We start from the raw sequence: 26,546 nt of genomic DNA, 5'->3' as shown, positions 1-26,546 counted from the left end.
GACAGGTTCCCCTCAGGATGACGGCATACCGTGTCTGTCATGACCGCCGAGATCCTCGACGAGCCGGGTGGGAGGGACCCACTCCCCGAGCACTCCCTGCTGGGCTCCTACCGCCTCGTCCAGCGCCTGGGCGAGGGCGGGATGGGCGTCGTCCACCTCGCGCTCGACCGCCAGGGCAAGGCCGTCGCGATCAAGGTGCTGCGACCCCACGTCGCCCACGACCCGGCCGCGCGGGCCCGCCTCTCGCGCGAGGTCGACACGCTGAGCCGGATCCGCAGCCCGCGCGTCGCCCCGGTCATCGACGCCGACATCGACGGCGAGCGGCCCTTCATCGTCACGCGCTACGTCCCCGGCCCGCCGCTCGACGAGGTCGTCGCTGGGAGCGGACCGATGGGCGCCGACGACCTGCACCGGCTGGGCCGCGGGCTCGCCGAGGCGCTCGACGTCATCCACGACAGCGACGTCATCCACCGCGACCTCAAGCCCGGCAACGTCCTCATGGTCGACGGCGACCCGGTCGTCATCGACTTCGGCATCGCCCACGTCACCGACGACATCCGCCTGACGATGACCGGCCTCGTCATGGGCACGCCCGGCTATCTCTCTCCCGAGGTGGTCGAGGGTCAGCGAGTGTCCCCCGCCACCGACTGGTGGGGCTGGGCGGCCACCCTCGCCTACGCCGCCTCGGGGCGCCCGCCGTTCGGCCGAGGACCGATGGACCTCGTTCTCACCCGGGTCACCGCCGGCGACCCGGACCTCAGCGGGGTCGACTCGCGGATCGCGCCCCTCCTGTACGCCGCGCTGGCGCCGGACCCGCAGGACCGTCCCCACCAGCGGGACGTCGTCGCGGCGCTCGAGCGCTATGCCCACGGCGGGCTCGTCACCGACGTGATCCAGGCACGGCCGCCCGTGCCCCCGGTGCAGGCCACGCAGTCGTTCGCCGTGCCGCGGACCTCGGTGATGCCGTTGTCCCGCAACGGGATTCAGCCCCGTCCGACGGTCGCTCCTGCTCAGGCGCCGCAGGGCCCACCCCAGGTCGCGCAGCAGCTCGCACCGGTCACCCCACTGCGCCAGGCCGCGCCCCAACGGCAGGACCCTGCCGACGCGATCTTCGGACCTCGTGACGACCAGCTCGAGCCCGGCGAGCAGCGCCTCGACCCGCGGATCGGCCGACCGAGCCGCAGCGGCACCGTCGCAGCCCTGCTCGCCCTGCTCGTCGCCACGGCCGTGACCGTGCCGGTCGTCGCGGCGGTCGCCCTCCTCCTCTGGCTCACGCTCGCGCGCACCACGGACCGCTCGGTCACCTCGCTCATCTTGCGGCGGCACGACCGCGGCCCCCGGCGCAGCGACCTCCCGGTCGCCGTCCTCGTGACCCCGTGGCACCTGCTGCTCGGGCTGCTCACGTCGGTGTTCGGCGCGATCATGCCGGCGCTCCTCGCGGTGTCGGGAGTCTTCTGCGCGGCGCTCGCCGTCGTCGCGGTGCAGGGCACCGGCTCGCCCGAGCCGGACGCCCTCGTGCCGATGGGTGTCGGCGGGCTCCTCGCCGGTCTCATGGCCTGGTGGGGTCCGGGCGGTGCCAGCCTGCGTCGCGGCACCCGCAGCATCCTGCGAGGGGTCAGCCCCGGTCCGAGCGCGAGCCGGGTCGTCGTCCTGCTGCTCCTCGTCGCCGCCGCCGCCGTCGCGGCCGCGGGCATCGTCGAGGGCGCCCCGTCGTGGTGGCCGACCGGCACGGCGTGGGCCGACCAGCTGAACCTCCCGTGAGCGAGGAGGTCCGGCGGCGCCGGCAGTGGCGCCTGCAGGGTGGCCCACCGACCGAGCCGATGCCGCTCGTCGACCTGCTGCGCCGCACGCCCTACCGCAACGCCCGCGTCGCCATCGAGGGCGCCGAGGAGGCACGCGTCCGCGAGGCGCTCGACCTCGCCGTGCGCCTCGGCGAGCTCATGCTCCGGTGTGGGGCCGGCGCTCCCCAGGTCGAGGGCTCGGTCGCGGCGGTGTGCGCGGCCGCGGGTCTCACCGACGTCGAGATCGACATCACCCTGCAGTCGCTGCTCGTCCACGCGCGCATCGACGCCGTCCACTCCGTCACCGCCCTTCGGGTCGTCCGCTCGACCCGCCACGACTACGCCCGCCTCGTCGCGGTCCACGAGCTCGTCGACGCCTTCGTCAACGGACACATCGAGATGCAGGAGGCCGCCGAGCAGCTGCGCGACCTCAAGCGCACGCCGCGGATCTGGCCCGACTGGGCGGTGACCGTGGCGACCGCGATGCTCGCCGCGGCCGTCGCCGTGATGATCGGCGCCTCGCTCTTCACCGGCCTGCTCACGGTGCTCGTCGTGCTCGGCGTCTCGGCGGTCGAGCGCCTCATGAGCCCGCTGCGGCTGCCCGACTTCTACTCGAACGCCGTCGCCGCCTTCGTCGCCACGCTGCTGGCCTGGGTCGCCTATGCGGCGGGTGCCATGGGATGGATCCCCTTGGGTGCCAAGGACTTCGCCTTCATCGTGGCGGGCGGGATCGTCGCCCTGCTGCCGGGACGCACGATGGCCTCCGCGGTCGAGGACGTCATCTCCGGGTATGCCGTGACCGGAGCGGGCCGCCTGCTCGCCGTCTTCGTCTCGCTCACCGGTCTCATCATCGGCATCGCCGTCGCCCTGGGCGCGACGATCAGCCTCACCGACGCGATGCACTTCTCGTTCGTCTCGCCGTCGGTGCTGGACCTGCGGACCTCGCAGTCCGAGTGGTGGGCCGCCGTCATCGGCTCGCTCATCGTGGGCTCCTGCGGTGCGGTCTCGATGCAGAGCCGGCGACGCCTGCTGCTGCCGACGGCGCTGCTGTCGCTCGCCGGGTCGGGTGTCTTCGCCGTCCTCACCCGCGTCGGCGACGTCGGAGCGGTCACGGCGACCGGCCTCGCGGCGGTCGCCATCGGCCTCGTGGGTCGCCTCGTCGCGCTGCGCCTCGGTGCGCCGGCGATGGTCGTGGTCGTGCCTGCGAGCTTCGGGCTGCTCCCCGGTCTGACGATCTTCCGTGGGCTCTACGAGCTCGTCGGCGAGAGCTCGTCGGACATCGGCACGCTGTCGTTCCAGGCGGGTGTCGGCACCCTGCTGGGCGCGGCCGGAGTGCTCCTCGCGATCGCGACGGGGACGACGCTGGGCGAGATCATCGCGTCGCGGTGGGACAACCGCGTCGCCCGCGTGCGTCGACGGGTGCGTGTCTGACGCAACCTTCACAACCATGTGAATGTCCGTGACCGTCTTGTGACCTGAGGTGGGCATCGGTACCCTCATGGCTTGCCCGAAACCCCTGTCGGGCCACACCTCACCGCAAGGACCCCTGCCGATGCCGTACAGCCCGAAGCATGCTGCCCCGAAGCCCGCGCCCGTCCGCCGTCGCCTCGCCGGCGTGGCCGTGACCTCCTTCGCCGCCGTCGGCGGCGGTGCCGCGATGGCCCAGCCCGCCAATGCCGCCGGAACCGTCTGGGACCGCGTCGCCGCCTGCGAGAGCGGTGGCAACTGGTCGATCAACACCGGGAACGGCTACTACGGCGGCCTCCAGTTCTCGTACTCGACGTGGAAGGGCTACGGCGGCCAGCGCTACGCCAACACCGCCAACCGCGCGAGCAAGGGCCAGCAGATCGAGATCGCGCAGAAGGTCCTCGTGGCCCAGGGTCCCGGCGCCTGGCCGGTGTGCAGCCAGCGTGCGGGTCTGACCCGGGCGAACGGCGCAGCGGAGGGCGGCGGCTCGACGACCACCGGCGTCTCGCGTGACACCACCCGTCCCGGCAAGCTCGCCGTGGACGGCCGGATGGGACCGGCCACGCGCCGCGCCATGGAGCGCTGGGTCGGCGGCTCGGTCAACGGTGCGCTGAGCCGCGCCGACAAGCGCCTCATCGAGAAGAAGGTCGGCGGCTCGGTCAACGGCTCCTTCGGTCGCGACGACGTCCGCAAGCTGCAGAAGGTCGTGGGCACGCGTGTCGACGGCTCGTGGGGCCCGATGACGACCAAGGCGCTCCAGCGCTACCTCAACACCCACTGACACGACCCTGACGGAGGCGGACCTGGCGTGCCGGGTCCGCCTCCGTCGTGTGCGGACGCCCTAGCGTGGGCGTATGCCGTCCTCCCGCCTCGCTGCTCCCGCCCTCGCCCTCGCGGTCGCGCTCGTCCTCGTGTCGTGCTCGGGTGACGAGCCGGAGACCAGGAGGTCGTCGGGGCCGACGTCCAGCACGGGGCCGACGGGGACCGCCTCGGCCACGCCCTCTCCGGGCGTCCCGGTCGTGACCCTCGAGGGTGGCGACGCGGCGATGGAGGCCGTCCTCGCGTCGGTGTATGCCGGCCGCCCCGCCGTGGAGGGGTCCGCCACCGTGGGGACGTGGAAGGGCGAGAAGGTCGCGGTCGTCACGAGCAGTGACGACGCCACGCTGCTCGTCGGAGCGGGGTCGGCGTGGTCGGTGGTCGGTGGCTGGTGGCCCTCGCTCTCGAAGCCCGCGCAGCTGGGCACGGGCCCGCGGCACGTGCTCGTCATCGGGTCCGACGCCCGGGTCGGCGAGCCGCTCAAGGGCACGCGGGGCGACACGCTCCAGCTCGTCGGGATCGACACCGTCGGGGGCGCCGGGGTCATGGGACTGCCGCGCGACATCTGGGCGGAGATGCCGAACGGTGGGCACGCCAAGATCAACGCGGCCTTCGCCTTCGGCGGCGGCAAGGGGCAGCAGCAAGCGGTCACGGGCGTGACCGGCATACCCATCGAGGGCTACGTCGCCGTCGGGTTCGACGGCTTCGAGAAGATCGTCGACGAGGCGGGCGGCATCCCGATCACCGTGCCCAAGGCGCTGCGCGGTGCCGGGGGAGTGGGCATCATCGGGGCCGGCGCCCAGGTGCTCACCGGCGCGCAGGCCCTCGGCTACGCACGCGAGCGCAAGACGCTCCCCGACGGGGACTTCGGGCGGTCGCGGCACCAGGGCGACCTCATCCTCGCTGCCGCGATCAAGGCCCGGCTCGAGGGCGTGTCGTCGGTGCCGGCCCACCTCACGACCGTGTCGAGGTACGCAGACACCAACCTCACGGCCGCACAGGCGCTGACGTGGGCGGCGGCGTTCCACAAGGTCGACCCGACCAAGGTCGGCCGCACGGTCGCCACCGGAGGGTTCGGCTGGAGCAAGGACCGTCAGTCGATCGTCATCCCGAGCGCCCAGTCGCGGGCGGCGTTCGTGCGGTTCCGGTCGGGGCGGCTGTGACGCGTCTGCGCGTCTGTCGACACGCGGGCATGGTGGACTTGCGTGAAGGGTGGGACTGGAGTTACAGTCGTGTAGTTCTGTGACAGGATTGAATTCTGTGACGGATGTGACGTAGCGTCCTTTGTCGTCCCCTGACGCAAAGGACTTCGGTCATGCTGTTCGCCCCTGAGTTCCCCGCCCAGCCCACGCGTCGCCGGCCCCTGCGCCGCGCCGCCGTCGGCACGGCCCTCCTCGCCACCACGGCCGCTGCGGCGGTCCTCGGTCTGGCGACCGGAGCAGGCGCCACGGAGACGGTGTGGGACCGGGTCGCCCGGTGCGAGAGTGGCGGCAACTGGGCGATCAGCACGGGGAACGGCTACTACGGCGGGCTGCAGTTCTCGGCCTCGACCTGGACGGCCTTCGGTGGCCAGCGCTACGGCGCGACGGCCAACCTCGCCCCCAAGGCCCAGCAGATCGAGATCGCGCAGAAGGTCCTCAAGGCCCAGGGCCCCGGTGCCTGGCCCACCTGCGGCAAGCGCGCCGGCCTCACCGTCGCCAACGGGACCACGACGGCCGTCTCGCGCGACACGACCCGTTCGCTCTTCCCGCTCGCCGTCGACGGTCAGAAGGGGTCGATGACCCGCAAGGGTGTCGAGCAGTGGGTCGGTGGCACCGTCGACGGGTCGTGGTCACGCTCGGACGTCACCAAGCTCCAGCTCAAGGTCGGGTCGCGGCCCGACGGCAGCCTCGGTCCGAAGACGACGAAGGCTCTGCAGGCCAAGGTCGGGGCGACGCAGGACGGCTCGTGGGGTCCGAAGACGACCGCTGCGCTCCAGCGCTACCTCAACCGGCTGTTCGGCTGAGGCTCACGCCCCGGTGAGCTTCGCGACCTCGGCGACGTAGTCCGCCTCCGCCTGCTCGCCCGGCGTCCCGGACAGCGCCGACCACGCGTCGTACTTCGCGCGCCCCACGGGGTTGGTGAAGCCGGGTCGCCTGCCCTCGACGTCGCCGGAGGTCGCCTGCTTGTAGAGCGCGTAGAGGCGCAGCTTGGTGTCGTTGCCGGGATCGTCGGCGAGGTCTCCCACAGCCGCGACGGCCTTCTCGAACTCGGTGCCAGCCATGCCCGACAGGCTAGCGGCCGGATGTTCGGGCCGGGCTCGAGGAGCAGGTGTGCGGTGAGAGCGTCCGGCCGCCGTGCTTCCTCGTTGCGGGACGGCCCCGATCTGCAGTGTTTGTCGGCCAACGGCGCGCGACACGTATATCTTCCGTGGGGGCCCCGGCGAGCGGGGGCCGGGACCTTCTGGGAAACTGGCGGGAGAGGTGAGGAAGGTTGGGCATGGGGCCAACGAGGGAGTCGTCCGCGAGCGATCGCGAGATCGAGCGCTACGGCGTGCTCAGGGACCCCGCGGGCAAGGACCTCCAGGCCATCGTCGACCTCACGGCGGACCACTTCGGCGTGCCGTCCGCGGCCATCAACCTCATCACGAGCGACAAGCAGCACCAGATCGCGGCGGCCGGTTTCGAGCCCTCGATCTGTGCCCGTGAGGACTCGATGTGTGCGGTCGTCGTCGACGAGCCGGACGCGGTCGTCGTCCCCGACGCCCGGCTCGACGCCCGCTTCCGGAGCAACCCCTTCGTCACCGGCGCCATCGGGTCGGTGCGTTTTTATGCGTCGGCGCCGCTCCTCACCCCGGACGGCGTGCCCCTGGGCCGGCTCTGCGTCTTCGACGACGAGCCCCGTGAGACCACGCCCGAGGAGGACCGTGCCCTCGTCGTCCTCGCCGAGCGGGTCATGGACGTGCTCGAGCTGCGCCTGTGTCACCGCGAGGTCGAGAAGTCGCTCGGTGAGCTGACCCGCACGCGTGACGAGCTGCGTCGTTCCAACGATGCGCTGGCCCACTTCGCGAGCCAGGTCAGCCACGACCTGCGCAACCCGCTCATGGTGATCAGCGCCAACGCCGAGATGCTCGCCGCCGAGCCCGGTGTCGCCGACAGTCCCGAGCTGGCCGAGATGGTGCGCGAGATCAGTGACGCGGGCACCCGGATGGGCCGGCTCATCCGCAGCGTCCTCGCGCACGCGAGCGAGGGTGGTGGCTTCGCCGCCGACCTCGTGGCCCTGGGGCCGGTGTTCGGCCAGGCGGTGAGCGACCTGCGTCCCGTCGTCGGTGCCACGGCGGCCGAGGTCGTCGTGCACGACCTGCCGCACCTCCCGGGTGACCCGGACATGCTGTATGCCGTCGCCGTCAACCTCCTCGACAACGCCCTGAAGTTCACCCGGTCCGGCGTGCCGCCCCGGGTCGACGTGCGCGCCGAACGGCACGACGGGGTCTGGCGCGTGCTCGTGCGTGACGAGGGCATCGGGATCCCGGCGCAGCACGCCGAGTCGGTCTTCCTTCCCTATGTCCGCCTGTCGAACGACGGCCCCGACGACCCGGTGGACGGGCACGGAGTGGGCCTGGCGACGGTCAAGCGGATCGTCGAGGCGCACGGTGGCCGGGTGGGCGTCGAGCCCGACGCCGGCACCGGGGCGACCGTGTGGTTCGAGCTCCCGTCGGGCCCCGGCGCTGCCGAGTCCGGCGACCTCGCCGACGCCTGACCGGGCGGACGGGCGCAGCAGGCGACGTGGCGTCACGGCGCCGAATGTGTGGAATTTACGGCCAGTGGGCACTGTGCTGTGGAAATTGCACCGTGAGGGTGAGATGTGGCGAAGTTCCGCCTCCGGGGCCAATTTGTGGAACTCACGGGTAACCCGTGTGGAAGAGCCGTGGAAGTTGAATCTCTAACGTTCTTGGTATCCCACACCGGACTCGCCGGATCACCACCAGCCAGGAGCAGAAGTCATGAGCATCGCCGCCAAGAAGGTCCTCGTCCCCCTCACCGTTCTCCTCGCCGCCGGTGCGCTGGCCGTCGGGTCGGGTGCGACCTTCAGTTCCGAGTCGAACAACACCATCAGCACCGTCACCTCGGGCACGCTGCTCCAGAGCAACTCCAAGAACGGCGCCCAGATCTTCGGTCTCGACAACCTCAAGCCGGGTGACACGGTCAACGGGTCGGTCACCATCACCAACACCGGCTCCCTCCCCGCGACGTTCTCGCTGACCGAGGTCGCGTCGTCCAACACCTTCTCGGGCGCCAACCTCAAGCTCGCGATCAAGAACACCACGACCAACACCACCGTCTTCGACGGCACCTTCGGCGCCCTGGTCGACGGCGACAAGACCGACCTCGGCACGGTCGCGCCGGCCGCCGCGAACACCTACGTCTTCACCGTCACGCTGGACCAGAACGCCACGAACACCGAGCAGGACAAGACCGCGTCGGCCACCTACAAGTGGAGCTCGGTCCAGCAGGCCGCGACCGTCACCAACCAGTGACGCCACGGGGGCGTCGCCACGGCGCCCCCGTCACGGCTCGCCACCCCGGTGGCGAGCCGGAGTCAGGACAGCCACTCGGACACGGTAGGAGCCCACCATGCAGCGTCTCGCCACGACGACGTCACGTCTCGCGACCATCCTCACGAACGTCGTCCTCATCGTCGTCACGCTCGCCTGCACGGCATACCTGCTTCCGTCCGCCTTCGGCTACGAGCGCTACGTCATCACCGGCGGCTCGATGACCGGGTCGATCTCCAAGGGCTCGATCGCCTTCGAGAAGCGGGTGCCGGTCGAGGACCTGCAGGTGGGGGACGTCATCACCTACCTCCCGCCGGCCGCGAGCGGCGTCCCGAACCTCGTGACGCACCGCATCGTGGAGCTCGGCACCGACGACCGCGGCGCCTCGCGCCTGCGCACCAAGGGTGACGCGAACCCCGCGGTGGACCCGTGGACGTTCTCGCTCGTCTCGACCGAGCAGCCGGTCGTCCAGTTCTCGGTGCCGAAGGTGGGCTACCTGTTCATCGCGCTCGCCGACCGCCAGACCCGGATCCTCGTCATTGGGGTGCCCGCCGCGCTCATCGCGCTCATGGCCCTGGTCGAGCTCGTCAAGAACGTCGGCTCGTCGATGTCGTCCCGCCGCGGCGAAGTCGCGCGCACCACGTAGCACACCGGGGACCGCCCGGGGAGGTTCTGTGGACATCCCGTGGAGCGCTCTTCCGTAGCGTTTCTCCTGAGCACGCGGCACGCGTGCGCCAGACCTTCTCCACCCGACCGACCGACGAGGGAGCAGCCGTGTTCGACCGCCGCGCCGCCGCCCTCGTCGTCCTCGCGCTCGCGGCGGCGATCGGTCTCAGTGGCCCCACCTTCTCCTCGGCCGCCTTCACGACAACCACCGCCAGCACGGTCACCATCAAGGCCGCCTCGGACTGGACCCCGCCCGTCGTGACCATGGTCGCGCCCCCCACCCCCGTGGTCGGCACGGTGACCCTGACGGCGAACGCCTCCGACGCCGACAGCGGCGTGCGCGACGTGACGATCGAGCAGCGGGCGGCCGGCGCCGGCAGCTGGACCACGGTGTGCACCACCGCCACGGCGCCGTACTCGTGTGCCTGGAACACCACCTCGGTCCCCGACGGCACCTACGACGTCCGCGCCCGAGCGGTCGACCGCGCCGGCTACTCCACGACGTCGACCTCGGTCCGCACGAGCGTCGCGAACACGACGGCCGTGGTGCTCGCGTCACCGGGATCCTTCGTCCGTGGCGCCGTCCCGCTCTCGGCCAGCATCCAGAACTCCGGTGGCCTCACCTACACCGTGCAGATCCAGTCATCCGTCGCCGGCGCCAACACCTGGACGCCGCTCTGCTCGAACCTCTCCTCGCCCTACTCGTGCTCGTGGACGACGACCGGTGCAGCCAACGGCACCTACGACCTGCGGGCGGTCGCGACGACCGGGAGCTCCACCTTCACGTCGGCCGTCGTCCCCAACGTCACCGTGGACAACCTCGGCCCCACCGTGACGATGACCGACCCCGGGACTCCGCTGCGCGGCATACGGACCTTCGCCGCCACGGCCTCCGACGCCCACTCCGGCATCGACCAGGTGGCGCTCCAGTATGCCCTCTCCGGGTCCTCGACGTGGCAGGTCCTGTGCACCCGCACCGCCACGCCCTACTCGTGCTCGTTCGACACCGCGACCCTGGCCGACGGGACCTACAGCTTCCGTGCCGTGGCCCGCGACGTCGCCGGCAACGTCACGACCTCGGCGTCGGTGACGAACCGCGTCGTCGACAACACCGTCTCCTCGGTGTCGATGGTGGACCCCGGTGCAGTGCTCGCCGGCACGGTCTCCCTCGCGGCCAACGCGACCTCCACCGCGCCCATCACCTCCGTGCGGATCCAGTACGCCACCACCGGCAGCTCCACCTGGACCGACGTCTGCACCGACACCACGTCGCCCTACGCCTGCCCCTGGGACACGACCAAGGTCGCCGACGGCGCCTACGACTTCCGCGCGATCCTCACCCCTGCCACGGGCCCGACGACGACCTCGGCCGTCGTCACCGGCTCCCGCGTGGAGAACGACCCGCTCCGCGGCGTCGACGTCCAGGCCATCAACGGCGGGTCCACGGCCGGTCTGCTGGAGACCGGTGACCGCATGACCTTCACCTGGAACGCACAGCTCAACCTCGCCTCGGTGACGAGCGGCTGGACCGGGGCCAACCAGACCGTCTCCGTGGACGTCACCGGGAGGAGCCTGACCATCTCGCGCAGCGGAGGGTCGGTCAACCTCGGGTCGGTCGATCTCATCCAGAGCTACACCAAGAACCCGGTGAAGTTCGACGGCACCATGACCGCGAGCACCACCACGGTGGGCGGCGTCGCCCGCACGACGATCACGGTGGTCCTGGGCGCCAGGACCTCCGGAGGCGGCGGCCTTCTCAACACCGTGACCCAGCCGGGAGCGATGGTGTGGAACCCCTCCGGCACGGTCACCGACCTCAACGGCAGGGCCTGCTCGACGGCGCCCGTCACCGAGTCCGGCGCCATGGACGTGGAGTTCTGATGGCCTGCCACATCACCCGGTGCTCGGTCGGCGCAGCCGCCTGCACCGCCGCCCTCGGGCTCCTCCTGCTGGGGCTCGCGCACCAGGGATCGAACCCTGCCGTCGCCGTGACCGGCGCGATCGGGGCGCTCGCCGCCGCGTACTCCGTCGTCGGCCTCCTGCGCGGCCAGCGGTTCGAGGCGCGCCTCACCGCCGTGATCCTCGCGGCGGTGAGCGGGGTGCTCGCCCTCGTCGAGATGGTGCTCGGACCTCCCGGCTCGTCGGCCGCCGGCGTCTCGCCCCGCGGCCTGCTCGTGGTCGTGGCCAGCCTCGCCACGCTCGTCCTGCTGGACAGGGCGGCGCACCACCGCGGCGCGCGAGCCTTCTCGACCCGCATCTATGCTCAGTGACCATGGCGCACGTGCTGGTCGTCGAGGACGACGACAAGATCGCAGCTCCGCTCGTGCGCACGCTTGAGCGCGAGGGCTACACCGTCGAGCGCGTGGCCGAGGGGCTCGTCGCCATCGAGCGCGTGCGCGACACCGCCGTCGACCTCGTCCTGCTCGACCTGGGGCTCCCGGACGTCGACGGGCTCGACGTCTGCCGCACGATCCGCGACAGCGGCTACCGCGGCGGCATCATCATCCTCACCGCCCGTGACGGCGAGCTCGACCTCGTCGTGGGTCTCGACGTCGGCGCCGACGACTACCTCGCCAAGCCCTTTGGATTGTCGGTGCTGCTGGCCCGGGTCCGGGCGCTCTTCCGCCGCAACGGGATCGGCCCCCAGCCCACCCCCCAGCCCATGGCACCGCTCGAGCCGGTCAGCCCCCCGAGCGGGTTCCGCGTGGACGTCGAGGCGCGTCGGCTCTGGGCCGGCGACACCGAGGTCCAGGTGACGTCGAAGGAGTTCGACGTCCTCGCGCTGCTCGACTCCAAGCGTGGCGCCGTCATCAGCCGCGAGCAGCTCATCAACGACATCTGGGACGAGAACTGGTACGGCTCGACCAAGACCCTCGATGCGACCATCGGGCGACTGCGCCAGAAGCTCGAGGAGTCCCACGCGCCGGCGCGGATCACGACCGTGCGCGGTGTGGGCTTCCGTCTCGAGGACGTCCCCGATGCGTGAGCGACTCATCGCCCTCTTCGTCGGCCTCACGGTCGCGGTCCTCGCGCTGTCCGGCATCCCTCGCGCGTACGCCGTCGCGGACCTCGTCCACGTCAACGAGCAGAGCAAGGCGGAGCGGTCCGCGGACCTCATCGCGGTCGTCATCGGCGAGCGGGCATCGAGCAGGGGAGCCGTCACGGAGGCGTCCCTCGCGCCATTGCTCGACTCGGCGGAGAGCATCGAGTACGTCGCTCCCGGCGGCACCGTGACCCGTGCGGGCACCGCGGCGCAGCGCCCGTCACCCGACGACATCTCGGTGAGCCGCGAGGTCCCCGGCGGCGGCCGGGTCACCCTGTGGCGGTCGGGTGACGTCGTCGAGGAGGGCGTCTCGGACGCCGTGCTGCCGATGGTGCTGCTGGCGCTCGCGCTGCTCATCGCCGCCGCGCTCGTCGGCTCGGTGCTCGCCCGGCGCCTGTCGAGGCCCTTCGCCGAGCTGGCCACGGTGGCCGACGACATCGGTCAGGGCAGGTTCGACGTCGAGGTGCCGCACTACGCGGTCCCCGAGGCCGAGGCCATCGGTGACGCGCTGCGACGCGGCGCGGGGCGGCTCGACGAGCTCGTCGAGCGTGAGCGGTCGCTCGCGGTCAACGCCTCCCACGAGCTGCGCACGCCCATCGCGGCGCTGCGGCTCGAGCTCGAGGACCTCGCGATGTGGCCGCAGACGCCGCCGGAGGTCGCCGACGAGCTGCGTGGCTACATCCCCGAGCTCAAGCGGCTCAGCGCCGCGGTGACGCAGTACCTCGACACCGCACGGGACCAGCGCCGCGCCAACAACGACTTCGGCGCCTGACCGCGAGGCCCTAGATCGCCGGCTCGGCCACCTGCCCGAGCGCGGCGAACCGCTCGAGCCGGGCTGCGTGCCTCTCGTCGTCCGGGGTGGCGAGCAGCGTCGCGAGCTCGTGCTGCAGCACCGCGCCCAGTCGCCGGCAGAAGGCCTCGGGCTCCACCGTGGCGTCGGGCAGCTCGGGCACGACCCGGTCGACGAGACCGGCCCGGAGGAGGTCGGTGGACCTCACGCCCTGCGCCTGGGCCATCTCGGGGGCGTGGCTCACGTCGCGGTGGACGATCGCCGAGGCACCCTCGGGCGGCAGGGGTGAGAGCCACCCGTGCTCTGCCGCGACGGTGCGGTCGGCGGGGACGAGCGCGAGGGCGCCGCCCCCGGTGCCGGGTCCGAGCAGCACGGACAGCGTCGGCGCCCGGAGCTCGACGAGCTCGGCGAGGCAGCGGGCGATCTCACCGGCCATGCCGCCCTCCTCGGCCTCCTGCGACAGGGCCGCGCCCGGGGTGTCGATGACGGCGACGAGCGGCAGGTGCAGCTCGCGGGCGAGGCGCATGCCGCGCTGGGCCTCACGCAGGGCCGCCGGACCCATGGGTCGGGTCTCGGTCTGGCCGCGGCGGTCCTGGCCGAGGACGACGCACGGGACCTCGCCGAACCGGGCGAGCGCCAACAGGAGCCCGGGGTCGGACTCACCGGCCCCAGTTCCGTTGAGCGGCACCACATCTCGGGCCGCATAGCGCAGAAGCCGGCGTATGCCGGGTCGCTCCTTGCGTCGCGACGTCACCACGGAGTCCCAGGCCGGCGCGTTCTCGACGAGGGAGTCGAGGTCGGTGGGCAGGCTCGGGACGGCCGGGGTCCGGGAGGCAGTGAGGACGGTGAGCGCGCGGTCGAGGACGTCCGCGACACGCTCGGGTTCGAGGACGGCGTCGACGATGCCGTGGGCGAAGAGGTTCTCGGCACGCTGCACGCCCTCGGGGAAGGGGCGGCCGTGGAGCGCCTCGTAGACGCGGGGTCCGAGGAACCCGATGAGGGCTCCGGGCTCGGCCACGGTGACGTGCCCGAGCGAGCCCCAGGAGGCGAGGACGCCTCCGGTCGTGGGGTGGCGCAGGTAGACGAGGTAGGGGAGGCCGGCGGCCTTGTGCGCCGTCACGGCCGCCGTGATCCGCACCATCTGGAGGAAGGCGACGGTGCCCTCCTGCATACGGGTGCCGCCGCTCACGGGCGCGGCCAGGAGGGGCAGCCCCTCGGCGGTCGCTCGCCGGACGGCGCGGGTGAGCCGGTCGGAGGCGGCGACGCCGATGCTGCCCGCGAGGAACGCGAACTCACCCGCGACGACGGCGACGCGCCGACCGCGCAGCAGGCCCTCGCCCGTGATGATGGCCTCGTCGACACCCGACTTCTCGCGTGCGGAGGCCAGCGCGACGGCATACTCCGGTCCGGGACGGACGTCGACGGGCTCCTCGTCCCACGACGAGTACGACCCGGTGTCGAGGACGAGGGCGAGCAGGTCGTGGGCCCCGAGGCGCGTCGTGCTCACGACTGGTCCAGCCACGCGAGGACCGAGGCCTTGTCGGCGTCGAGGACCGGGGGAGCGGTGTGCTCGGTCCGGGTGGTCTCGGCGCCGTCGCCGTCGAAGAACCGCAGCGGTGGGCCGGGGAGGGTGACCGGTCCGAGCGCGTCGTGGTCGACGTCGACGAGCAGTCCCTGGGACCTCACCTGGTCCCACGCGTAGACCTCGTCGAGGGTGCGGACCTTGCCAGCCGGTATGCCGGCCTGCGCCAGTCGCGCGAGCAGGTCCTCGGCGTCGTAGGGGGCGAAGGCCTCCTCGACGAGCGCGATGACGTCGTCCCGGCGTGACACCCGCTCGGGGTTGCTCGCCAGGCCGGGGGCCTGCGCGTCGAGCCCGAAGCTGTCGCAGAAGCGTCGCCACAGGCCCTCGCTGCCGACCGCGATCTGCACTGCGCCGTCCCGGCAGCGGAAGAGGCCGTAGGGCGCGATCGACGGGTGGTGGTTGCCCTGCGCCCGGCCGGTCTCGTGGGCGACAGTCTGACGGGTGCCCTGGAAGGCGTGGATGCCGACGACCCCGGCGAGCAGCGAGGTGCGCACGACCTGGCCGCGACCCGTGCGCTCGCGCTCGAGCAGGGCGGCGAGGACGCCGTAGGCCCCCCACATGCCGGCGAGGAGGTCGGCGATCGGCACCCCGACCCGCTGGGGGTCCTCGGGGGAGGAGCCAGTGAGCGACATGAGACCCGCCTCGCCCTGGGCGATCTGGTCGTAGCCGGCGCGACCGCCCTCGGGTCCGTCGTGCCCGAACCCGGTGATGCTCAGGACGACGAGACGCGGGTTGATCTCGAGCAGGCGCTCGGCCGAGAAGCCGAGCCGGTCGAGCACCCCGGTCCGGAAGTTCTCGACGAGGACGTCGGCCCGCTCGAGCAGCGCGGTGAGCACCTCGCTGCCCGTGTCCGACTTGAGGTCGAGGGCGATCGACTCCTTGTTGCGGTTGCACGAGAGGAAGTAGGTCGACACCCCGTCGGCCGACCCGGAGGCGCGGCCCGCATCGTTGACGAAGGGCGGGCCCCAGCCGCGGGTGTCGTCGCCGTGGCCGGGTGCCTCGACCTTGATGACCCGGGCCCCGAGGTCACCGAACATCTGGCCGGCGTGCGGACCCGCGAGGGCGCGGCTGAGGTCGACGACGACGGTGCCGCTCAGCGGCCCGGCGCTCACAGCCATCCCGGGACGACGAGGACGGTCCACGTCACGAGCGGGGCGACGACGACGAGGCTCATGCCCCAGCGCATGAGCTGGCGGAAGACGGAGTCGCGGTCGCGGGCCTCGGCGTTGGCGACGCAGAGCGCGCCGTTGGTCGAGAACGGGCTGATGTCGACCACGGACGAGGAGATGGCGAGCGCGATGACGAGCCCGATGGCCCCGACCTGCCCGGTGAGCAGGAACGGGACGGCGAGGGGGATGAGTGCGCCGAGGATGCCGGTGGTCGAGGCGAAGGCCGACACGGTGGCCCCGATGAGGCAGATGAGCAGTGCCGCGAGGAGCGGTGCGCCGACTCCGGCGACCTGCTCGCCGAGCCACTCGACGGTGCCCTGGTCCTGCAGGAGGCTGACGTAGGTGACGATGCCGCCGACGAGGAGCACGGTGCCCCAGGCGATCTTGTCGACGGCGCCCTTGGCCGAGTTCGGGAAGACGAGGGTGAGCACGACGGCGACGCCGAGGGCGGTGAAGCCGACGTCGAACTTGAGCAGGAGCGCCGAGACGGCGAGGAATGCCAGACCGACGAGGGTCAGGGTGCGCTCGGGGTTGAGGCGGGAGTCGTCGTCGGCGGGTGCGGCCTCGGCGTCGCGGGCGGTGACGCCGGAGGAGGCCGAGGTGGGGGCCGGGGACGTCGACGAGGCGGTGGTGTCGGCGGAGGCGCCGCCGGTGCGGGCGCGCTCGACGGCCGACTCCGGGGTCCCGGTGACGGTCGCACGCGTGGCGGTGCGGCTCGCCGCGACGGCGGTGCTCGCGAGCTCGTCCTCCGCCTCGGTGTCACGACCGCGGCTCATGAGCTCGCGACCGCCGAAGAGCACGAAGGCGAGCAGCGTGATGACGAAGCACGACACGAGCGACAGCCCGAAGAGCAGGGCGGGGTTGGCGGGGAGGTCGTTGTCGGAGACCACGCCGTTGGTGATGGCTCCGAAGATGCCGATCGGCGAGAACGACCCACCGGTGGCGCCGAGCGTGATGGCCATGCCCATGAGGACGGGGCTGATCCGGTAGCGCGCTGCGAAGCCCATGCCGACCGGGGCCACGATGGCGACCGTCGCAGGGGTGGCCGCACCGATGCCGGCGATGACCGCGCAGATGCCGAACATCGCCCACGGGACGAGGGCGACACGGCCGCGCACGGCACGCACGCTGGCGTGGACCATCCAGTCGACCGTGCCGTTGTTCTTGGCCAGGGCGAAGAGGTAGGTGACGCCGACGAGGATGACGAACAGCGAGGCGGGGAAGCCGCCGACGACCTCGTCCGGGCCGACACCGAAGACGGTGACGCCCACGACGGCCGCCGACACGAGTGCGAGGGCGCCCATGTTGATGGACCGCACCGTCGCGACGAGGAAGACGAGGGCGAGGACCCCCAGGGCGATGACGTCGTGCATGCGAGCTCCTTTGCTCGTCGCGGCCCGGTTGGCCGTGGTTCAGTGGCCTAGCCTCTTGGCCAACGGACCATCTGTCAATAGATTGAGCCCATGACCACTGGGCCGCGAACGGGGGAGAGACGGTGACGAGCGTCGAACCGATGACGTCCAGCCACGTCGAGAACGCAGGTCAGGGCGGGTCGGCCGGGGGGCCGAAGCCGCTCGCGAGGCCGCGGCTCTACGAACAGCTCGCCGACCACATCGCGGACTTCATCGAGGCCCAGGGGCTCGCGCCGGGTGACCGCCTGCCGCCCGAGCGACGTCTCGCCAAGGACCTCGGCGTCAGCCGCGCCACGCTGAGCCGTGCCCTCGTCGCCCTCGAGGTGCGCGGGCGCCTCGAGGTCCGTCACGGTGACGGCGCCGTCGTCCGGGACCCGAGCGGGACGGTGGTCCTCCCGGCCCTCGACGAGGTCCCCCTGCACGAGCTGCGTGTCACGCGGCTGGCGACGATGACGCAGCTCGCGCTCGAGGCGGCCTCCCACCCCGACACCGCCTTGCGCTCCGCACTGCTCGCCGACGACGGCAGCCGGCGGACGCTGGGCGACGTGTGGTCGTGCGTCCTGCGCCTCGTCGACGAGGGCTCTCTGCTGGCCAGGCTCGACGCCTCGCTCGCCGTGCGGATGCAGCAGCTCGGAGCCGTGGAGGGTCACCCCGACGACGTCGCCGCGCTCGCCGAGGCCGTGCGCCGCGGAGGTGCCGACGCGGTGCCGGCAGCGGTCCGGGACGTCCTCGACGTCGTCGACGCGTGAGGCCCCGTGTCGGCCGCTGACGTCGTCGCCGTGCTCGCGGCCGGACTCGGGGCCGGCATCCTCACCTCGACCGTGGGCGTCGCCTCGCTCCTGAGCTTCCCCGTGCTCGTCGCCGTCGGGCTGCCGCCGGTGACGGCCAACACGTCGAACACCATCGGCATGACTCCCGCCGGGCTCAGTGGCTCCTTCGGCTACCGGGAGGAGCTGCGCGAGTTCCCGCGCGTCACGGGGATCGTCCTCGTGACGTCTGCCGTCGGCGCCGTCGCGGGGTCCGCCCTGCTCCTGGGCCTGCCGGGCTCGGTCTTCGAGGTGGTCGTGCCGTGGCTCATCCTCGCCACCTGCCTCCTCGTCGGGATCCAGCCCACGCTCAAGGCGTGGGTGCGCCGCCGCCACCCCGACGGGCACCACGACCAGGACCCCTCGCGCATGCCGGTCCTCACCCGGGTCCTGGCCACGGTGACCGGCGTCTACGGCGGCTACTTCGGGGCGGGGTCCGGCGTGATGATGCTCGCCGTCCTCGGCCTCGGGACCTCGCTCGAGTTCCGGACGCTCAACGCCCTCAAGACGTTCGCGGTCATGGTGTCCAACGTCGTCGCGACCGTCGTGTTCGTCGCGATCGCACCCGTCGACTGGCGGGCCGTCGTGGTGCTCGCCGCGGGCTCGGTCGTGGGTGGCTACGTCGGTGCCCGGATCGGCCGGGTCATGCCCGAGGCGCTCCTGCGCGGGCTCGTCGTCGCAGCCGGCGTCACTGCGGCCGTGCTCTTCTGGGTGCGCTGACCGCCGGCCACTCCGGGCGCGGTGACGCGAGTACGGTTCCGGAGATGAGCCAAGAACCCGCCGATGCCTCCGAGGACCGCGACGACGACGCCAACGTGGGCAGCCGCGCCGAGCTGCTGCCGGAGGAGCGGGCCGTCGACAGCGACGACCCCGAGGAGCAGGCTCGCGTCATCCTCGCCGAGTCGCAGGAGCGCACCGAGCAGCCCGAGGCGACGCGGCGAGAGTCGACGCAGACCCCCGACTGACGCAACAGGCCCGTCGTCCGGGGCGTCGCGGCGAGGGTCGTGCGGGAGAGCTGGCGAGGGGACTTGAACCCCTAACCACCTGTTTACAAGACAGGTGCGCTACCGATTGCGCCACGCCAGCGCGCGTCGGCGAGCAGTGCGCCCCCGACGGCGACCCGAACTTTACCCGCCGCGAGCCGGTGCCACGGTCCGGGACGATCGTCCCTGCCGAGCACGACCGGCCACCGACAGGGTGAGGGCATGACGCTGATGAGGCTCCTCGACCTCGAGGAGCAGCCGACCGTGACGGTGACCGGCAGACAGGGACTGGCGGAGGCCGACGTCCGGCCCGGCGTCATCCCGGCGTGCAGGGCCGTCGAGGCCCTGCACGCCGGGTCCCACGACACGCTCTCGCGCAGCCTCGGTGCCAACTCCGTCGCGGCGACGTGGCGCCCTCGCCTCCTCGTGCGGTGAGCTGACCGGGAAGGCGCAGCCGCGTCGTGGACGGGGGCGGCCGGCATACCCGCGTCGTCCCTAGAATCAAGCGGTGACGCGACCCCTCCGACGACAGATCCACGACATCGGTCGTCGTCGCGCGTGGGTCATCTGGGCCGTCGCGCTGTCGGTCTACGTCGTCGCCGTCTTCCACCGCACGTCGCTCGGTGTCGCCGGTCTCGTTGCGGCAGAACGCTTCCACATCACTGCGTCGCAGCTCGCGACGTTCACGGTGGTCCAGCTCGTCGTGTATGCCGGCATGCAGATCCCCGTGGGCGTGCTCCTGGACCGCTTCGGCTCGCGCCGGCTCCTGCTCGTCGGGCTCGCGCTCATCTCGGTCGGCCAGCTGTGGTTCGCGTTCGCCGGCAGCTTCGGGGTCGGGCTCGCCGCGCGCGTGCTGCTCGGCATGGGCGACGCAATGATCTTCACCAGCATGCTGCGCCTCGTCGCGCTCTGGTTCCGGGTCAAGCAGGCGCCGGTCATCACCCAGGTGAGCGGCATGGTCGGGCAGCTGGGTGCGGTCGCCGCCGCGACACCGCTCGCGGCCGCGCTGACCCGGTTCGGGTGGGAGCGGTCGTTCGGCATCTCGGCAGGCGTCGGCGCCCTGCTCTCGGTCGGGCTGTTCCTCGTCGTCAAGGACTCGCCCTACACGGGGATGGCCGTCGAGAAGATCAAGGTGCGCGCGCTCGCCCGCACGCTCGCAGAGGTGTGGGGCAACCCCGGGACGCGGCTCGGGATGTGGATCCACTTCACCGGCCAGTTCGGCGCCACGGTCTTCACGATGCTCTGGGGCTACCCGTTCCTCGTGCAGGGGCAGGGGCTCAGCGCCTCGACCGCCGGCGCCCTGCTCATCACGCTCACCCTGTCGGCGATGGTGGCCGGGCCGGTCGTCGGGCACCTCACCGGACGGCTGCCCTACCGGCGCTCGCAGATCGTGCTCACCATCGTCGCGGCGATCGCGGCCACCTGGGCGCTCGTCCTGCTGTGGCCAGGTCGTGCGCCGCTGCCGCTCCTCGTCCTGCTCGTCTGCGTCACCGGCTGCGGTGGCCCGGGCTCGATGGTCGGCTTCGACCTCGCCCGCAGCTTCCACCCCTCCGACCGGCTCGGGCGCGCGAGCGGCGTCATCAACATCGGCGGCTTCTTCGCCTCGCTCGTGACGATGGCGCTCGTCGGCCTCATCCTCGACGCCCGTGCTCCGGAGGGGCCCGGCAGCTACACCCTCACCGACTTCAAGGTCGCGATGTCGGTGCAGTTCCTCCTGTGGGGCCTCGGCGCGTTCCAGATCTGGCGCTACCGCTACAAGGGGCTCGAGTTCGTCGACGAGCACCCGGGAGCGCTCGACGCCCTGCGCTCCGGCGAGACCCTGCTGCCGGGCATCTCGCGCGACCCCGACTGATCCCGCGGCGTTTGCCGGGCGGACGCGTGTCGGTCACCGGCCGGGCCGGTTGCGACACCTATAAAGAGGTGACCGGGCCGTGTATGAGACGGCCCGGTCTGACGTTCTCCGGGGGAGACGGGGCCGGGCGGCGGGGTCGAGACAGCAGGACACGCCGCAGCGCGGGTCTCCGCACGGCGTGTCGTGCTACCTCGACCGGACGAGGGCCGCGGGCGGGCCGTCAGCGCAGGACGTGCCGACTGATGACGAGCCGCTGGATCTGGTTGGTGCCCTCGAAGATCTGGGTCACCTTGGCCTCGCGGAACATCCGCTCGACCGGGAAGTCGGCGGTGTAGCCCGCCCCGCCGAGGACCTGGATGGCGTCGGTCGTCACCTTCATGGCGGCGTCGGTGGCGAGCAGCTTGGCGACCGCGGCCTCCTTCGAGAAGGGGCGGCCGGCGTCCTTGAGGCGCGCGGCATACAGGTAGGCCGCCCGGGCCCCGGAGACCGCAGCCTCCATGTCGGCGACGAGGAACGCGAGTCCCTGGTTCGACGCGATCGCGCGCCCGAACTGCTGCCGCTCCTTCGCGTAGGCGGCGGCGACGTCGAGCGCGGACTGCGCGAGTCCCGTTGCGGCGGATGCGATCCCGAGCCGTCCGGCGTCGAGAGCGGACAGCGCGATGGCCATGCCCTGCCCCTCGTCGCCGATGCGGTTGGCGCCGTCGACGGGCACGCCGTCGAAGATCACCTCGCGCACCGTGTCGCAGTGCAGCCCCATCTTCTTCTCCGGCGCACCGAACGTCATCGCGTCCGAACCCGCCGGGACGATGAAGCACGAGATGCCGCGCCCTGCGTCGTCCGAGGTGCGTGCGAACGTCGTGTAGTAGTCGGCGTGGCCCGCGTGGCTGATCCAGGCCTTGCGGCCCTTGATCGCGTATGCCGTCCCGTCACCATCGCGGTTCGCGCGCGTCGTCATCGAGCCGACGTCGGACCCGGCCAGGGGTTCGGACAGGCAGTAGGCGCCGAGCTGGTCGCCGGAGAGCATCCCGGGCAGCAGCGCCGCGCGCTGCTCGTCGGTCCCGAAGGTCGTCACGGGGTAGGCCGTGAGCGAGTGCACGGACACCCCGACCGCCACGCTCATCCACGCCGAGGCGATCTCCTCGACGACCTGGAGGTAGACCTCGTAGGGCTGGCCTCCGCCACCGAACTCCTCGGGGTGGGGGAGCGACAGCAGTCCCGCCTGCCCGAGCGTGCGGAACACCTCGGTCGGGAACGACTCGCCCTCGGCCGCGGCCCTTTCGGCGTCGTCGACGCGCGGGCGCAGCTCCTTGGAGCAGATCTCGCGGGTCAGGGCGATGAGGTCGTCACCGTCGGAGGTGGGCATGAGGCGGGTCACCGGCATACCCGCGACTGTAACGCCAGCCGCAGCGGGTCCGGACGGGCCTCAGGGCCCGTCGACGAAGGGACGCATCGGCGAGAGCTCGGGTCGCTTGGGGTCGAGGTGGTCCCCGCTGGACTGGCCCTTCATCCGGCGCTGCACCCACGGCGCGAGGTGCTCGCGCGCCCACGCCGCGTGGGCCGCGAGCTCTTGGCGGCGGGTCGTCGCGTCGCCGGCGGGCAGCGGTGTGCGCCAGTCGTCCTCGTCGGTCGCGTGACCGAGCGAGGCCAGCGCGGCGAGGGCGACCCGACGGTGGCCCTCGGTGGTGAGGTGGATGCGGTCGTCCGCCCACAGCCGCCAGTCGCGCAGCGCGGGCATGCCCCAGAGGTTGAGGACGTAGCAGCCGTGGCGCTGGGCCAGCGTGAAGATGTTGGCGGCATGGACGGCGTGACGCCCGCGCAGCGGCTTGAGCAGGCCGGCCTCCTGCGGGTCGACAGGCGTGGCGAGCAGGACGTCGGAACCGTTCTGCCGCAACCGGACCACCGCCGCCTCGAGCGTCTCCATGAGCTGGTTGGTGTCGGCGTTGGGTCGCAGGAGGTCGTTGCCACCACCGACGAGCGAGACGAGGTCGGGCGACATCTCCATCGCCCGGTCGAGCTGCGGTCCGACGACGTCGTCGAGCAGCCGCCCGCGGACGGCGAGGTTGGCGTACGCGAAGGGCAGGTGCTCGACCTCGGCGAGGTCGTGCAGCGACTCGGCGAGCCGGTCGGCCCAGCCGATGTAGGCGTTGGCGTTCTCGGGGTCCGGGTCGGACATGCCCTCGGTGAACGAGTCGCCGATGGCGACGTAGCTGCTCCAGACGCGGTTGGCCCTGGGTGGGACGGGGTTCACGGCAGACTCCAGTCGAGCGGTGTGGCGCCCTGCTGTTCGAGCAGGGTGTTGACGCGGCTGAACGGTCGCGACCCAAAGAACCCGGAGTGCGCCGACAGCGGAGAGGGATGGGGGCTCTCGACACACGGTATGCCGTCGAGCCGGCTCCGCAGCGATCGTGCGTCCCTGCCCCAGAGGAGGGCGACGAGCGGGCCGCCGCGGGCGACGAGCGCGTCGATCGCGCAGTCGGTGACCTGCTCCCAGCCCTTGCCGCGGTGGCTCGCCGAGGCGCCGGGCCGGACGGTGAGGACCCGGTTGAGGAGCAGCACCCCGCGCTCGGCCCACGGGGTGAGGTCACCGGAGGTCGGCGCGGGGACACCGAGGTCGCTCTGGAGCTCGGTGTAGATGTTGGCCAGGCTGCGCGGGACCGGCCGGACGTCGGGCGCGACGGCGAAGCTCAGGCCGATGGGGTGGCCGGGCGTCGGGTAGGGGTCCTGCCCGACGACGAGCACCCGGACGTCGGCGAGGGGCTGCTCGAAGGCACGCAGGACGTGGGCCCCTGCCGGCAGGTAGCCGTGCCCGGCGGCGACCTCGGCCCGGAGGTACTCCCCGAGCTCGGTGAGGGTCGGCTCGACGGGCGCGAGCACCTGTGCCCACGACGGGTGCACGAGCTCGGCGAGGGGGCGGGTGGTCATCACCTCAACCTAGCTCGCAGTCCAAGACCCTTGACAACATACAACCGTTCGGTTGTATGTTGTCGTCATGACCACGACCGAGGAGCAGGAGGACAGGGCCGACGCCCTGTTCCACGCTCTCGCCGACAGGACCCGGCGCGACATCCTGCGTCGCGTCCTCGCGGGCGAGCACTCGGTCTCGACCCTGGCCCGCGGCTACGACATGAGCTTCGCGGCCGTGCAGAAGCACGTCGCGGTGCTCGAGCGGGCCGGTCTGGTGAGCAAGCGCCGTAGCGGGCGCGAGGCGCTCGCCAGCGGGGAGGTCGAGGCCCTGCGCTCGGTCGCCTCGATGCTCACCGAGCTCGAGTCGGTGTGGCGCGGGCGCATCGCGCGGATCGACGACCTGCTCGCCGGCCTCGCCGACGCCACGAACGACGCGCACCACACGATCGACACGACCGACACGCACCACCCCACCCAGGAGAAGGAGTAGTTCCCATGCCCGTCACCGACATCACGACCAACAGCGACGACCGCTCGATCGTCGTCACGTGCGACTTCCCGGCGCCCGTGAGCCGCATCTGGGAGTTCTGGACCGACCCGCGCCAGCTCGAGCGCTGGTTCGGTCCGCCCGGCTACCCGCTCACCGTCACCGATCACGACCTGCGCCCCGGCGGCCGCGTCACCTACTACATGACCTCGCCGGAGGGCCAGAAGTTCGGCGGCTACTGGGACGTGCGCTCGGTCGAGCCCACGAGCCGGCTCGCCTACGTCGACGGCTTCGCCGACGCCGAGGGCAACCCCGCCGAGGACATGCCGCTGGGTGACACGGTCGTCGACTTCAGCGAGCACGAGGGCGGCACCCGGGTGTCCTCGACCACGGTCTACGGCTCGGCGCAGGACCTGCAGAAGGTGCTCGACATGGGGATGGCCGAGGGGCTGACCCAGGCCGTCGGCCAGCTCGACGAGGCACTCGTGGCCGACGCCGCCTGATCCCCTCGCCCCGGGTCGGGGATGATGGCGCGCGTGACCTCACCGCGCTGGCAGACGATCTTCTTCGACCTCGACGGCACCCTCGCCAACACCATCCCGCTCATCGTGGCGAGCTATCAGCACGCCTTCCGCGAGGTGCGCGGGGAGGAGATCGACGAGGTCCGGGCCAGGTCCTGGATCGGCCGCCCGCTGCTCGCCGCCCTCCTCGAGGAGGACCCCGAGCGCGGTCACGACCTGGACCGGACCTACCGCGAGTGGAACCTCGCCAACACCGAGCGCCTCATCCAGCGGTATGCCGGCGTGCCCGAGATGCTCGAGAGCCTCACCTCGGCGGGGGCGAGGGTCCACGTCGTCACGAGCAAGCGCCGCGAGACGGCCCGACTGGCCCTGGCCGGTGTCGGGATCGACCACCTCATCGAGGTCGTGGGGGCGCTCGAGGACACGACGCGGCACAAGCCCGACGCCGAGCCGCTGCTCGCCGCCTCGCGCGCCGTCGGCATCGACCCCACCACGGCGGTCTACGTCGGTGACGCCACCGTCGACATCCTCGCCGCCCGCGCCGCCGGCATGCCGGGCGTCGCCGTGACGTGGGGCGCCGGTGAGCGCGAGGCCCTCGAGGCGACCCGCCCGGAGATGGTCGTCGACACCGTCGACGAGCTCACGGCATACCTGCTCGACGGGGCACGTGTGACTCGTGAGACGCGTGAGTAGCCCACCCCGAGATCTGTCCAGCGGACACGCCGACCCTAATGACAGCCGTGTCATTCGACCGATAGGGTGGCAGTCGCAGCCGCCGCATCATGAAGGGTCGAACCGTGAACGCCGTGCACGAAGAGCAGTCCGCAACGCCCGAGGTCGACGGGCTGACCGATCGTGACCGCCGGATCATCGACTTCGAGCGGCAGTGGTGGAAGTACGCCGGGTCCAAGGAGTCGGCGATCAAAGAGCTCTTCGACATGAGCCCCACGCGCTACTACCAGGTGCTCAACGCCCTCATCGACAGCCCGGTCGCGCTCGCCCACGACCCGATGCTCGTCAAGCGCCTGCGCCGCCAGCGCGCCACCCGCCAGCGCGCGCGCTCGGCCCGCCGCCTCGGTCTCCAGCCGCAGGGCTGACCCGTGAGCGAGCTCGACTGGAGCACGCCCGAGGGCCTCGCGGCCATCAAGGACCACCTCGCCGCACAGGTCGAGGGCTGGCGCCCTCCCGTCGCGCATGCTGTTGGGCTGAGCTCTGCGTCGAGCTCGGCCGAGTGGGGCTTCGCCCACGTGAACGTCCCCGGCGGCCGGCACGAGCTTCCCGCGGTCGTGCTCGCGACCATCCTGGGTCACGACGGGTCCACTGCGACCCTCGACCTCACCACCGCCCAGCTGGCCGCCGCCGTCGAGTCGCTCGCACCCGCCGAGGCCTGCACGTCGCTCGACCACCCCAACCTCGCCGCGTGGCGCGAGGTGCTCGCCGACGCCGGGTCAAACCCGGCCCGCTCGCTCGTCGCGGTGTTCGTCGCCGACCTCGACGACCCGGTGGCCTCGCAGGCCGACGGGGCCATGCGCGCCACCTTCGAGGGTCACGCCCCGACCCTCTGAGCCGCCCTGCGGGAGGTGACGGGTCCGCGAGGCAGGCGGACGGCACACCGAGTCGTTTGCACTCTCCACCCGCGAGTGCCAATAATGGGTTAGCACTCTCGGCATGAGAGTGACAGAACCTGGCCAGTCCGGTGAGGGTCGGCACGTGCGCAGACATGAGGTGCGCGG

Annotated in this window: 29 protein-coding genes and 1 tRNA gene; 22 read left to right on the top strand and 8 right to left on the bottom strand. The window is 72.1% G+C overall.

Annotated features, from left to right (window positions below; all coding sequences use genetic code 11):
- The first annotated feature begins 39 nt into the window (after positions 1-39).
- From KLO01_RS03650 to KLO01_RS17475, 5 genes are all read left to right on the top strand, one after another.
- The gene (locus KLO01_RS03650; RefSeq protein ID WP_147062182.1) at positions 40-1,761 is read left to right on the top strand and encodes a protein kinase domain-containing protein; all 1,722 of its coding nucleotides are present in this window, start codon (positions 40-42) and stop codon (positions 1,759-1,761) included.
- A complete protein-coding gene (locus tag KLO01_RS03645) occupies positions 1,758-3,212 on the top strand; it encodes a threonine/serine exporter family protein (RefSeq protein ID WP_147062180.1) in 1,455 nt (484 codons plus the stop codon). The genes KLO01_RS03650 and KLO01_RS03645 overlap by 4 nt, the downstream gene beginning before the upstream one ends.
- A gap of 121 nt (positions 3,213-3,333) precedes the next feature.
- On the top strand, positions 3,334-4,029 hold the full coding sequence (locus KLO01_RS03640) for a transglycosylase family protein (protein WP_147062178.1): 696 nt from the start codon (positions 3,334-3,336) through the stop codon (positions 4,027-4,029).
- A gap of 73 nt (positions 4,030-4,102) precedes the next feature.
- Positions 4,103-5,227, top strand: a complete 1,125-nt coding sequence (locus KLO01_RS03635) for an LCP family glycopolymer transferase (protein ID WP_147062176.1) — start codon at positions 4,103-4,105, stop codon at positions 5,225-5,227.
- 152 nt (positions 5,228-5,379) lie between these two features.
- Positions 5,380-6,069 carry a transglycosylase family protein gene (locus KLO01_RS17475; RefSeq protein ID WP_147062174.1) on the top strand — a complete coding sequence of 230 codons (690 nt, stop codon included), beginning with the start codon at positions 5,380-5,382 and terminating at the stop codon, positions 6,067-6,069.
- A 3-nt stretch (positions 6,070-6,072) separates the two neighbouring features.
- On the opposite strand, the gene KLO01_RS03625 is transcribed toward KLO01_RS17475, so the two are convergent.
- Entirely contained in the window at positions 6,073-6,327 is a 255-nt protein-coding gene (locus KLO01_RS03625) for an acyl-CoA-binding protein (protein ID WP_147062173.1), read from the bottom strand.
- A 215-nt stretch (positions 6,328-6,542) separates the two neighbouring features.
- Between KLO01_RS03625 and KLO01_RS03620 the strand changes: the two genes are divergently transcribed.
- The 7 genes from KLO01_RS03620 (at position 6,543) to KLO01_RS03590 (ending at position 13,079) form a co-directional block, all read left to right on the top strand.
- Entirely contained in the window at positions 6,543-7,802 is a 1,260-nt protein-coding gene (locus KLO01_RS03620) for a sensor histidine kinase (RefSeq protein ID WP_147062170.1), read from the top strand.
- A 244-nt stretch (positions 7,803-8,046) separates the two neighbouring features.
- Entirely contained in the window at positions 8,047-8,580 is a 534-nt protein-coding gene (locus KLO01_RS03615; protein ID WP_147062169.1) for a TasA family protein, read from the top strand.
- 97 nt (positions 8,581-8,677) lie between these two features.
- Positions 8,678-9,244: a signal peptidase I gene (locus KLO01_RS03610; RefSeq protein WP_147062168.1), complete on the top strand. Its 567-nt coding sequence runs from the start codon at positions 8,678-8,680 to the stop codon at positions 9,242-9,244.
- Positions 9,245-9,327: 83 nt separating this feature from the next.
- A complete protein-coding gene (locus tag KLO01_RS03605; RefSeq protein ID WP_147062167.1) occupies positions 9,328-11,145 on the top strand; it encodes an Ig-like domain-containing protein in 1,818 nt (605 codons plus the stop codon).
- Complete coding sequence (locus tag KLO01_RS03600) at positions 11,145-11,534, top strand: hypothetical protein (protein WP_147062166.1); 390 nt, start codon at positions 11,145-11,147, stop codon at positions 11,532-11,534. Before KLO01_RS03605 ends, KLO01_RS03600 begins: the two co-directional genes overlap by 1 nt.
- A 2-nt stretch (positions 11,535-11,536) precedes the next feature.
- Positions 11,537-12,250 carry a response regulator transcription factor gene (locus tag KLO01_RS03595; protein ID WP_147062165.1) on the top strand — a complete coding sequence of 238 codons (714 nt, stop codon included), beginning with the start codon at positions 11,537-11,539 and terminating at the stop codon, positions 12,248-12,250.
- Complete coding sequence (locus KLO01_RS03590; RefSeq protein ID WP_186827895.1) at positions 12,243-13,079, top strand: histidine kinase dimerization/phospho-acceptor domain-containing protein; 837 nt, start codon at positions 12,243-12,245, stop codon at positions 13,077-13,079. Before KLO01_RS03595 ends, KLO01_RS03590 begins: the two co-directional genes overlap by 8 nt.
- A gap of 10 nt (positions 13,080-13,089) precedes the next feature.
- Here KLO01_RS03590 and KLO01_RS03585 read toward each other — a convergent pair whose 3' ends face one another.
- The 3 genes from KLO01_RS03585 to KLO01_RS03575 are packed head-to-tail and all read right to left on the bottom strand — an operon-like array spanning position 13,090 to position 17,221.
- Positions 13,090-14,604, bottom strand: a complete 1,515-nt coding sequence (locus KLO01_RS03585; protein WP_147062163.1) for a carboxyl transferase domain-containing protein — start codon at positions 14,602-14,604, stop codon at positions 13,090-13,092.
- Positions 14,601-15,797, bottom strand: coding sequence for a CaiB/BaiF CoA transferase family protein (locus KLO01_RS03580; protein ID WP_147062162.1), 1,197 nt, complete (start codon positions 15,795-15,797; stop codon positions 14,601-14,603). Before KLO01_RS03580 ends, KLO01_RS03585 begins: the two co-directional genes overlap by 4 nt.
- Positions 15,788-17,221, bottom strand: coding sequence for an SLC13 family permease (locus tag KLO01_RS03575; RefSeq protein ID WP_147062161.1), 1,434 nt, complete (start codon positions 17,219-17,221; stop codon positions 15,788-15,790). The genes KLO01_RS03580 and KLO01_RS03575 overlap by 10 nt, the downstream gene beginning before the upstream one ends.
- A 140-nt stretch (positions 17,222-17,361) precedes the next feature.
- Here KLO01_RS03575 and KLO01_RS17040 point away from each other — a divergent pair, with 140 nt between their 5' ends.
- The 3 genes from KLO01_RS17040 to KLO01_RS03560 are packed head-to-tail and all read left to right on the top strand — an operon-like array spanning position 17,362 to position 19,031.
- Positions 17,362-18,009, top strand: a complete 648-nt coding sequence (locus tag KLO01_RS17040) for a FadR/GntR family transcriptional regulator (protein WP_186827894.1) — start codon at positions 17,362-17,364, stop codon at positions 18,007-18,009.
- Positions 18,010-18,015: 6 nt separating this feature from the next.
- A complete protein-coding gene (locus KLO01_RS03565; RefSeq protein ID WP_147062160.1) occupies positions 18,016-18,786 on the top strand; it encodes a sulfite exporter TauE/SafE family protein in 771 nt (256 codons plus the stop codon).
- A gap of 44 nt (positions 18,787-18,830) precedes the next feature.
- Positions 18,831-19,031, top strand: coding sequence for a hypothetical protein (locus KLO01_RS03560; RefSeq protein ID WP_147062159.1), 201 nt, complete (start codon positions 18,831-18,833; stop codon positions 19,029-19,031).
- A 48-nt stretch (positions 19,032-19,079) separates the two neighbouring features.
- Here the strand turns inward: KLO01_RS03560 and KLO01_RS03555 are convergent.
- Positions 19,080-19,152: transfer RNA gene (locus KLO01_RS03555), tRNA-Thr, on the bottom strand.
- Positions 19,153-19,271: 119 nt separating this feature from the next.
- On the opposite strand from KLO01_RS03555, the gene KLO01_RS03550 reads away from it, so the two are divergent.
- Positions 19,272-19,484, top strand: a complete 213-nt coding sequence (locus KLO01_RS03550; protein ID WP_147062158.1) for a hypothetical protein — start codon at positions 19,272-19,274, stop codon at positions 19,482-19,484.
- Between the two features lie 73 nt (positions 19,485-19,557).
- On the top strand, positions 19,558-20,901 hold the full coding sequence (locus KLO01_RS03545) for an MFS transporter (protein WP_147062157.1): 1,344 nt from the start codon (positions 19,558-19,560) through the stop codon (positions 20,899-20,901).
- 220 nt (positions 20,902-21,121) lie between these two features.
- On the opposite strand, the gene KLO01_RS03540 is transcribed toward KLO01_RS03545, so the two are convergent.
- From KLO01_RS03540 to KLO01_RS03530, 3 genes are read right to left on the bottom strand one after another with little or no spacing between them, the layout of a single operon-like run.
- A complete protein-coding gene (locus tag KLO01_RS03540; protein WP_147062156.1) occupies positions 21,122-22,282 on the bottom strand; it encodes an acyl-CoA dehydrogenase family protein in 1,161 nt (386 codons plus the stop codon).
- Positions 22,283-22,324: 42 nt separating this feature from the next.
- Positions 22,325-23,149 carry an SGNH/GDSL hydrolase family protein gene (locus tag KLO01_RS03535; RefSeq protein ID WP_147062155.1) on the bottom strand — a complete coding sequence of 275 codons (825 nt, stop codon included), beginning with the start codon at positions 23,147-23,149 and terminating at the stop codon, positions 22,325-22,327.
- Positions 23,146-23,823: a uracil-DNA glycosylase gene (locus tag KLO01_RS03530; protein WP_147062154.1), complete on the bottom strand. Its 678-nt coding sequence runs from the start codon at positions 23,821-23,823 to the stop codon at positions 23,146-23,148. Before KLO01_RS03530 ends, KLO01_RS03535 begins: the two co-directional genes overlap by 4 nt.
- Before the next feature lie 67 nt (positions 23,824-23,890).
- Between KLO01_RS03530 and KLO01_RS03525 the strand changes: the two genes are divergently transcribed.
- From KLO01_RS03525 to KLO01_RS03505, 5 genes are all read left to right on the top strand, one after another.
- Positions 23,891-24,295 carry an ArsR/SmtB family transcription factor gene (locus tag KLO01_RS03525; RefSeq protein WP_147062153.1) on the top strand — a complete coding sequence of 135 codons (405 nt, stop codon included), beginning with the start codon at positions 23,891-23,893 and terminating at the stop codon, positions 24,293-24,295.
- Positions 24,296-24,300: 5 nt separating this feature from the next.
- Positions 24,301-24,795 carry an SRPBCC family protein gene (locus tag KLO01_RS03520; RefSeq protein WP_147062152.1) on the top strand — a complete coding sequence of 165 codons (495 nt, stop codon included), beginning with the start codon at positions 24,301-24,303 and terminating at the stop codon, positions 24,793-24,795.
- A gap of 33 nt (positions 24,796-24,828) precedes the next feature.
- Complete coding sequence (locus KLO01_RS03515; RefSeq protein WP_147062151.1) at positions 24,829-25,506, top strand: HAD family hydrolase; 678 nt, start codon at positions 24,829-24,831, stop codon at positions 25,504-25,506.
- A gap of 104 nt (positions 25,507-25,610) precedes the next feature.
- Entirely contained in the window at positions 25,611-25,910 is a 300-nt protein-coding gene (locus tag KLO01_RS03510) for a DUF3263 domain-containing protein (RefSeq protein ID WP_246136032.1), read from the top strand.
- Positions 25,911-25,913: 3 nt separating this feature from the next.
- Complete coding sequence (locus KLO01_RS03505) at positions 25,914-26,378, top strand: hypothetical protein (protein ID WP_147062149.1); 465 nt, start codon at positions 25,914-25,916, stop codon at positions 26,376-26,378.
- Positions 26,379-26,546: the final 168 nt, after the last annotated feature.

Source organism: Knoellia locipacati, assembly GCF_007992835.1.
Classification (GTDB): domain Bacteria; phylum Actinomycetota; class Actinomycetes; order Actinomycetales; family Dermatophilaceae; genus Knoellia; species Knoellia locipacati.
Note: the sequence above shows the minus strand (reverse complement) of the source record. Positions and strands in the feature narration are given on the sequence as shown.

Bases quoted from the DNA above. Each gene is read 5' to 3' on its own strand.
- KLO01_RS03530 (WP_147062154.1), bottom strand. From the start codon at position 23,823: ATGACCACCCGCCCCCTCGCCGAGCTCGTGCACCCGTCGTGGGCACAG.
- KLO01_RS03540 (WP_147062156.1), bottom strand. From the start codon at position 22,282: ATGCCGGTGACCCGCCTCATGCCCACCTCCGACGGTGACGACCTCATC.
- KLO01_RS03620 (WP_147062170.1), top strand. From the start codon at position 6,543: ATGGGGCCAACGAGGGAGTCGTCCGCGAGCGATCGCGAGATCGAGCGC.
- KLO01_RS03610 (WP_147062168.1), top strand. From the start codon at position 8,678: ATGCAGCGTCTCGCCACGACGACGTCACGTCTCGCGACCATCCTCACG.
- KLO01_RS03600 (WP_147062166.1), top strand. From the start codon at position 11,145: ATGGCCTGCCACATCACCCGGTGCTCGGTCGGCGCAGCCGCCTGCACC.
- KLO01_RS03520 (WP_147062152.1), top strand. From the start codon at position 24,301: ATGCCCGTCACCGACATCACGACCAACAGCGACGACCGCTCGATCGTC.
- KLO01_RS17475 (WP_147062174.1), top strand. From the start codon at position 5,380: ATGCTGTTCGCCCCTGAGTTCCCCGCCCAGCCCACGCGTCGCCGGCCC.
- KLO01_RS03635 (WP_147062176.1), top strand. From the start codon at position 4,103: ATGCCGTCCTCCCGCCTCGCTGCTCCCGCCCTCGCCCTCGCGGTCGCG.
- KLO01_RS03560 (WP_147062159.1), top strand. From the start codon at position 18,831: ATGAGCCAAGAACCCGCCGATGCCTCCGAGGACCGCGACGACGACGCC.
- KLO01_RS03590 (WP_186827895.1), top strand. From the start codon at position 12,243: ATGCGTGAGCGACTCATCGCCCTCTTCGTCGGCCTCACGGTCGCGGTC.
- KLO01_RS03525 (WP_147062153.1), top strand. From the start codon at position 23,891: ATGACCACGACCGAGGAGCAGGAGGACAGGGCCGACGCCCTGTTCCAC.
- KLO01_RS03575 (WP_147062161.1), bottom strand. From the start codon at position 17,221: ATGCACGACGTCATCGCCCTGGGGGTCCTCGCCCTCGTCTTCCTCGTC.
- KLO01_RS03615 (WP_147062169.1), top strand. From the start codon at position 8,047: ATGAGCATCGCCGCCAAGAAGGTCCTCGTCCCCCTCACCGTTCTCCTC.
- KLO01_RS03625 (WP_147062173.1), bottom strand. From the start codon at position 6,327: ATGGCTGGCACCGAGTTCGAGAAGGCCGTCGCGGCTGTGGGAGACCTC.
- KLO01_RS03550 (WP_147062158.1), top strand. From the start codon at position 19,272: ATGACGCTGATGAGGCTCCTCGACCTCGAGGAGCAGCCGACCGTGACG.
- KLO01_RS03650 (WP_147062182.1), top strand. From the start codon at position 40: ATGACCGCCGAGATCCTCGACGAGCCGGGTGGGAGGGACCCACTCCCC.
- KLO01_RS03640 (WP_147062178.1), top strand. From the start codon at position 3,334: ATGCCGTACAGCCCGAAGCATGCTGCCCCGAAGCCCGCGCCCGTCCGC.
- KLO01_RS03595 (WP_147062165.1), top strand. From the start codon at position 11,537: ATGGCGCACGTGCTGGTCGTCGAGGACGACGACAAGATCGCAGCTCCG.
- KLO01_RS03580 (WP_147062162.1), bottom strand. From the start codon at position 15,797: ATGGCTGTGAGCGCCGGGCCGCTGAGCGGCACCGTCGTCGTCGACCTC.
- KLO01_RS17040 (WP_186827894.1), top strand. From the start codon at position 17,362: ATGACGTCCAGCCACGTCGAGAACGCAGGTCAGGGCGGGTCGGCCGGG.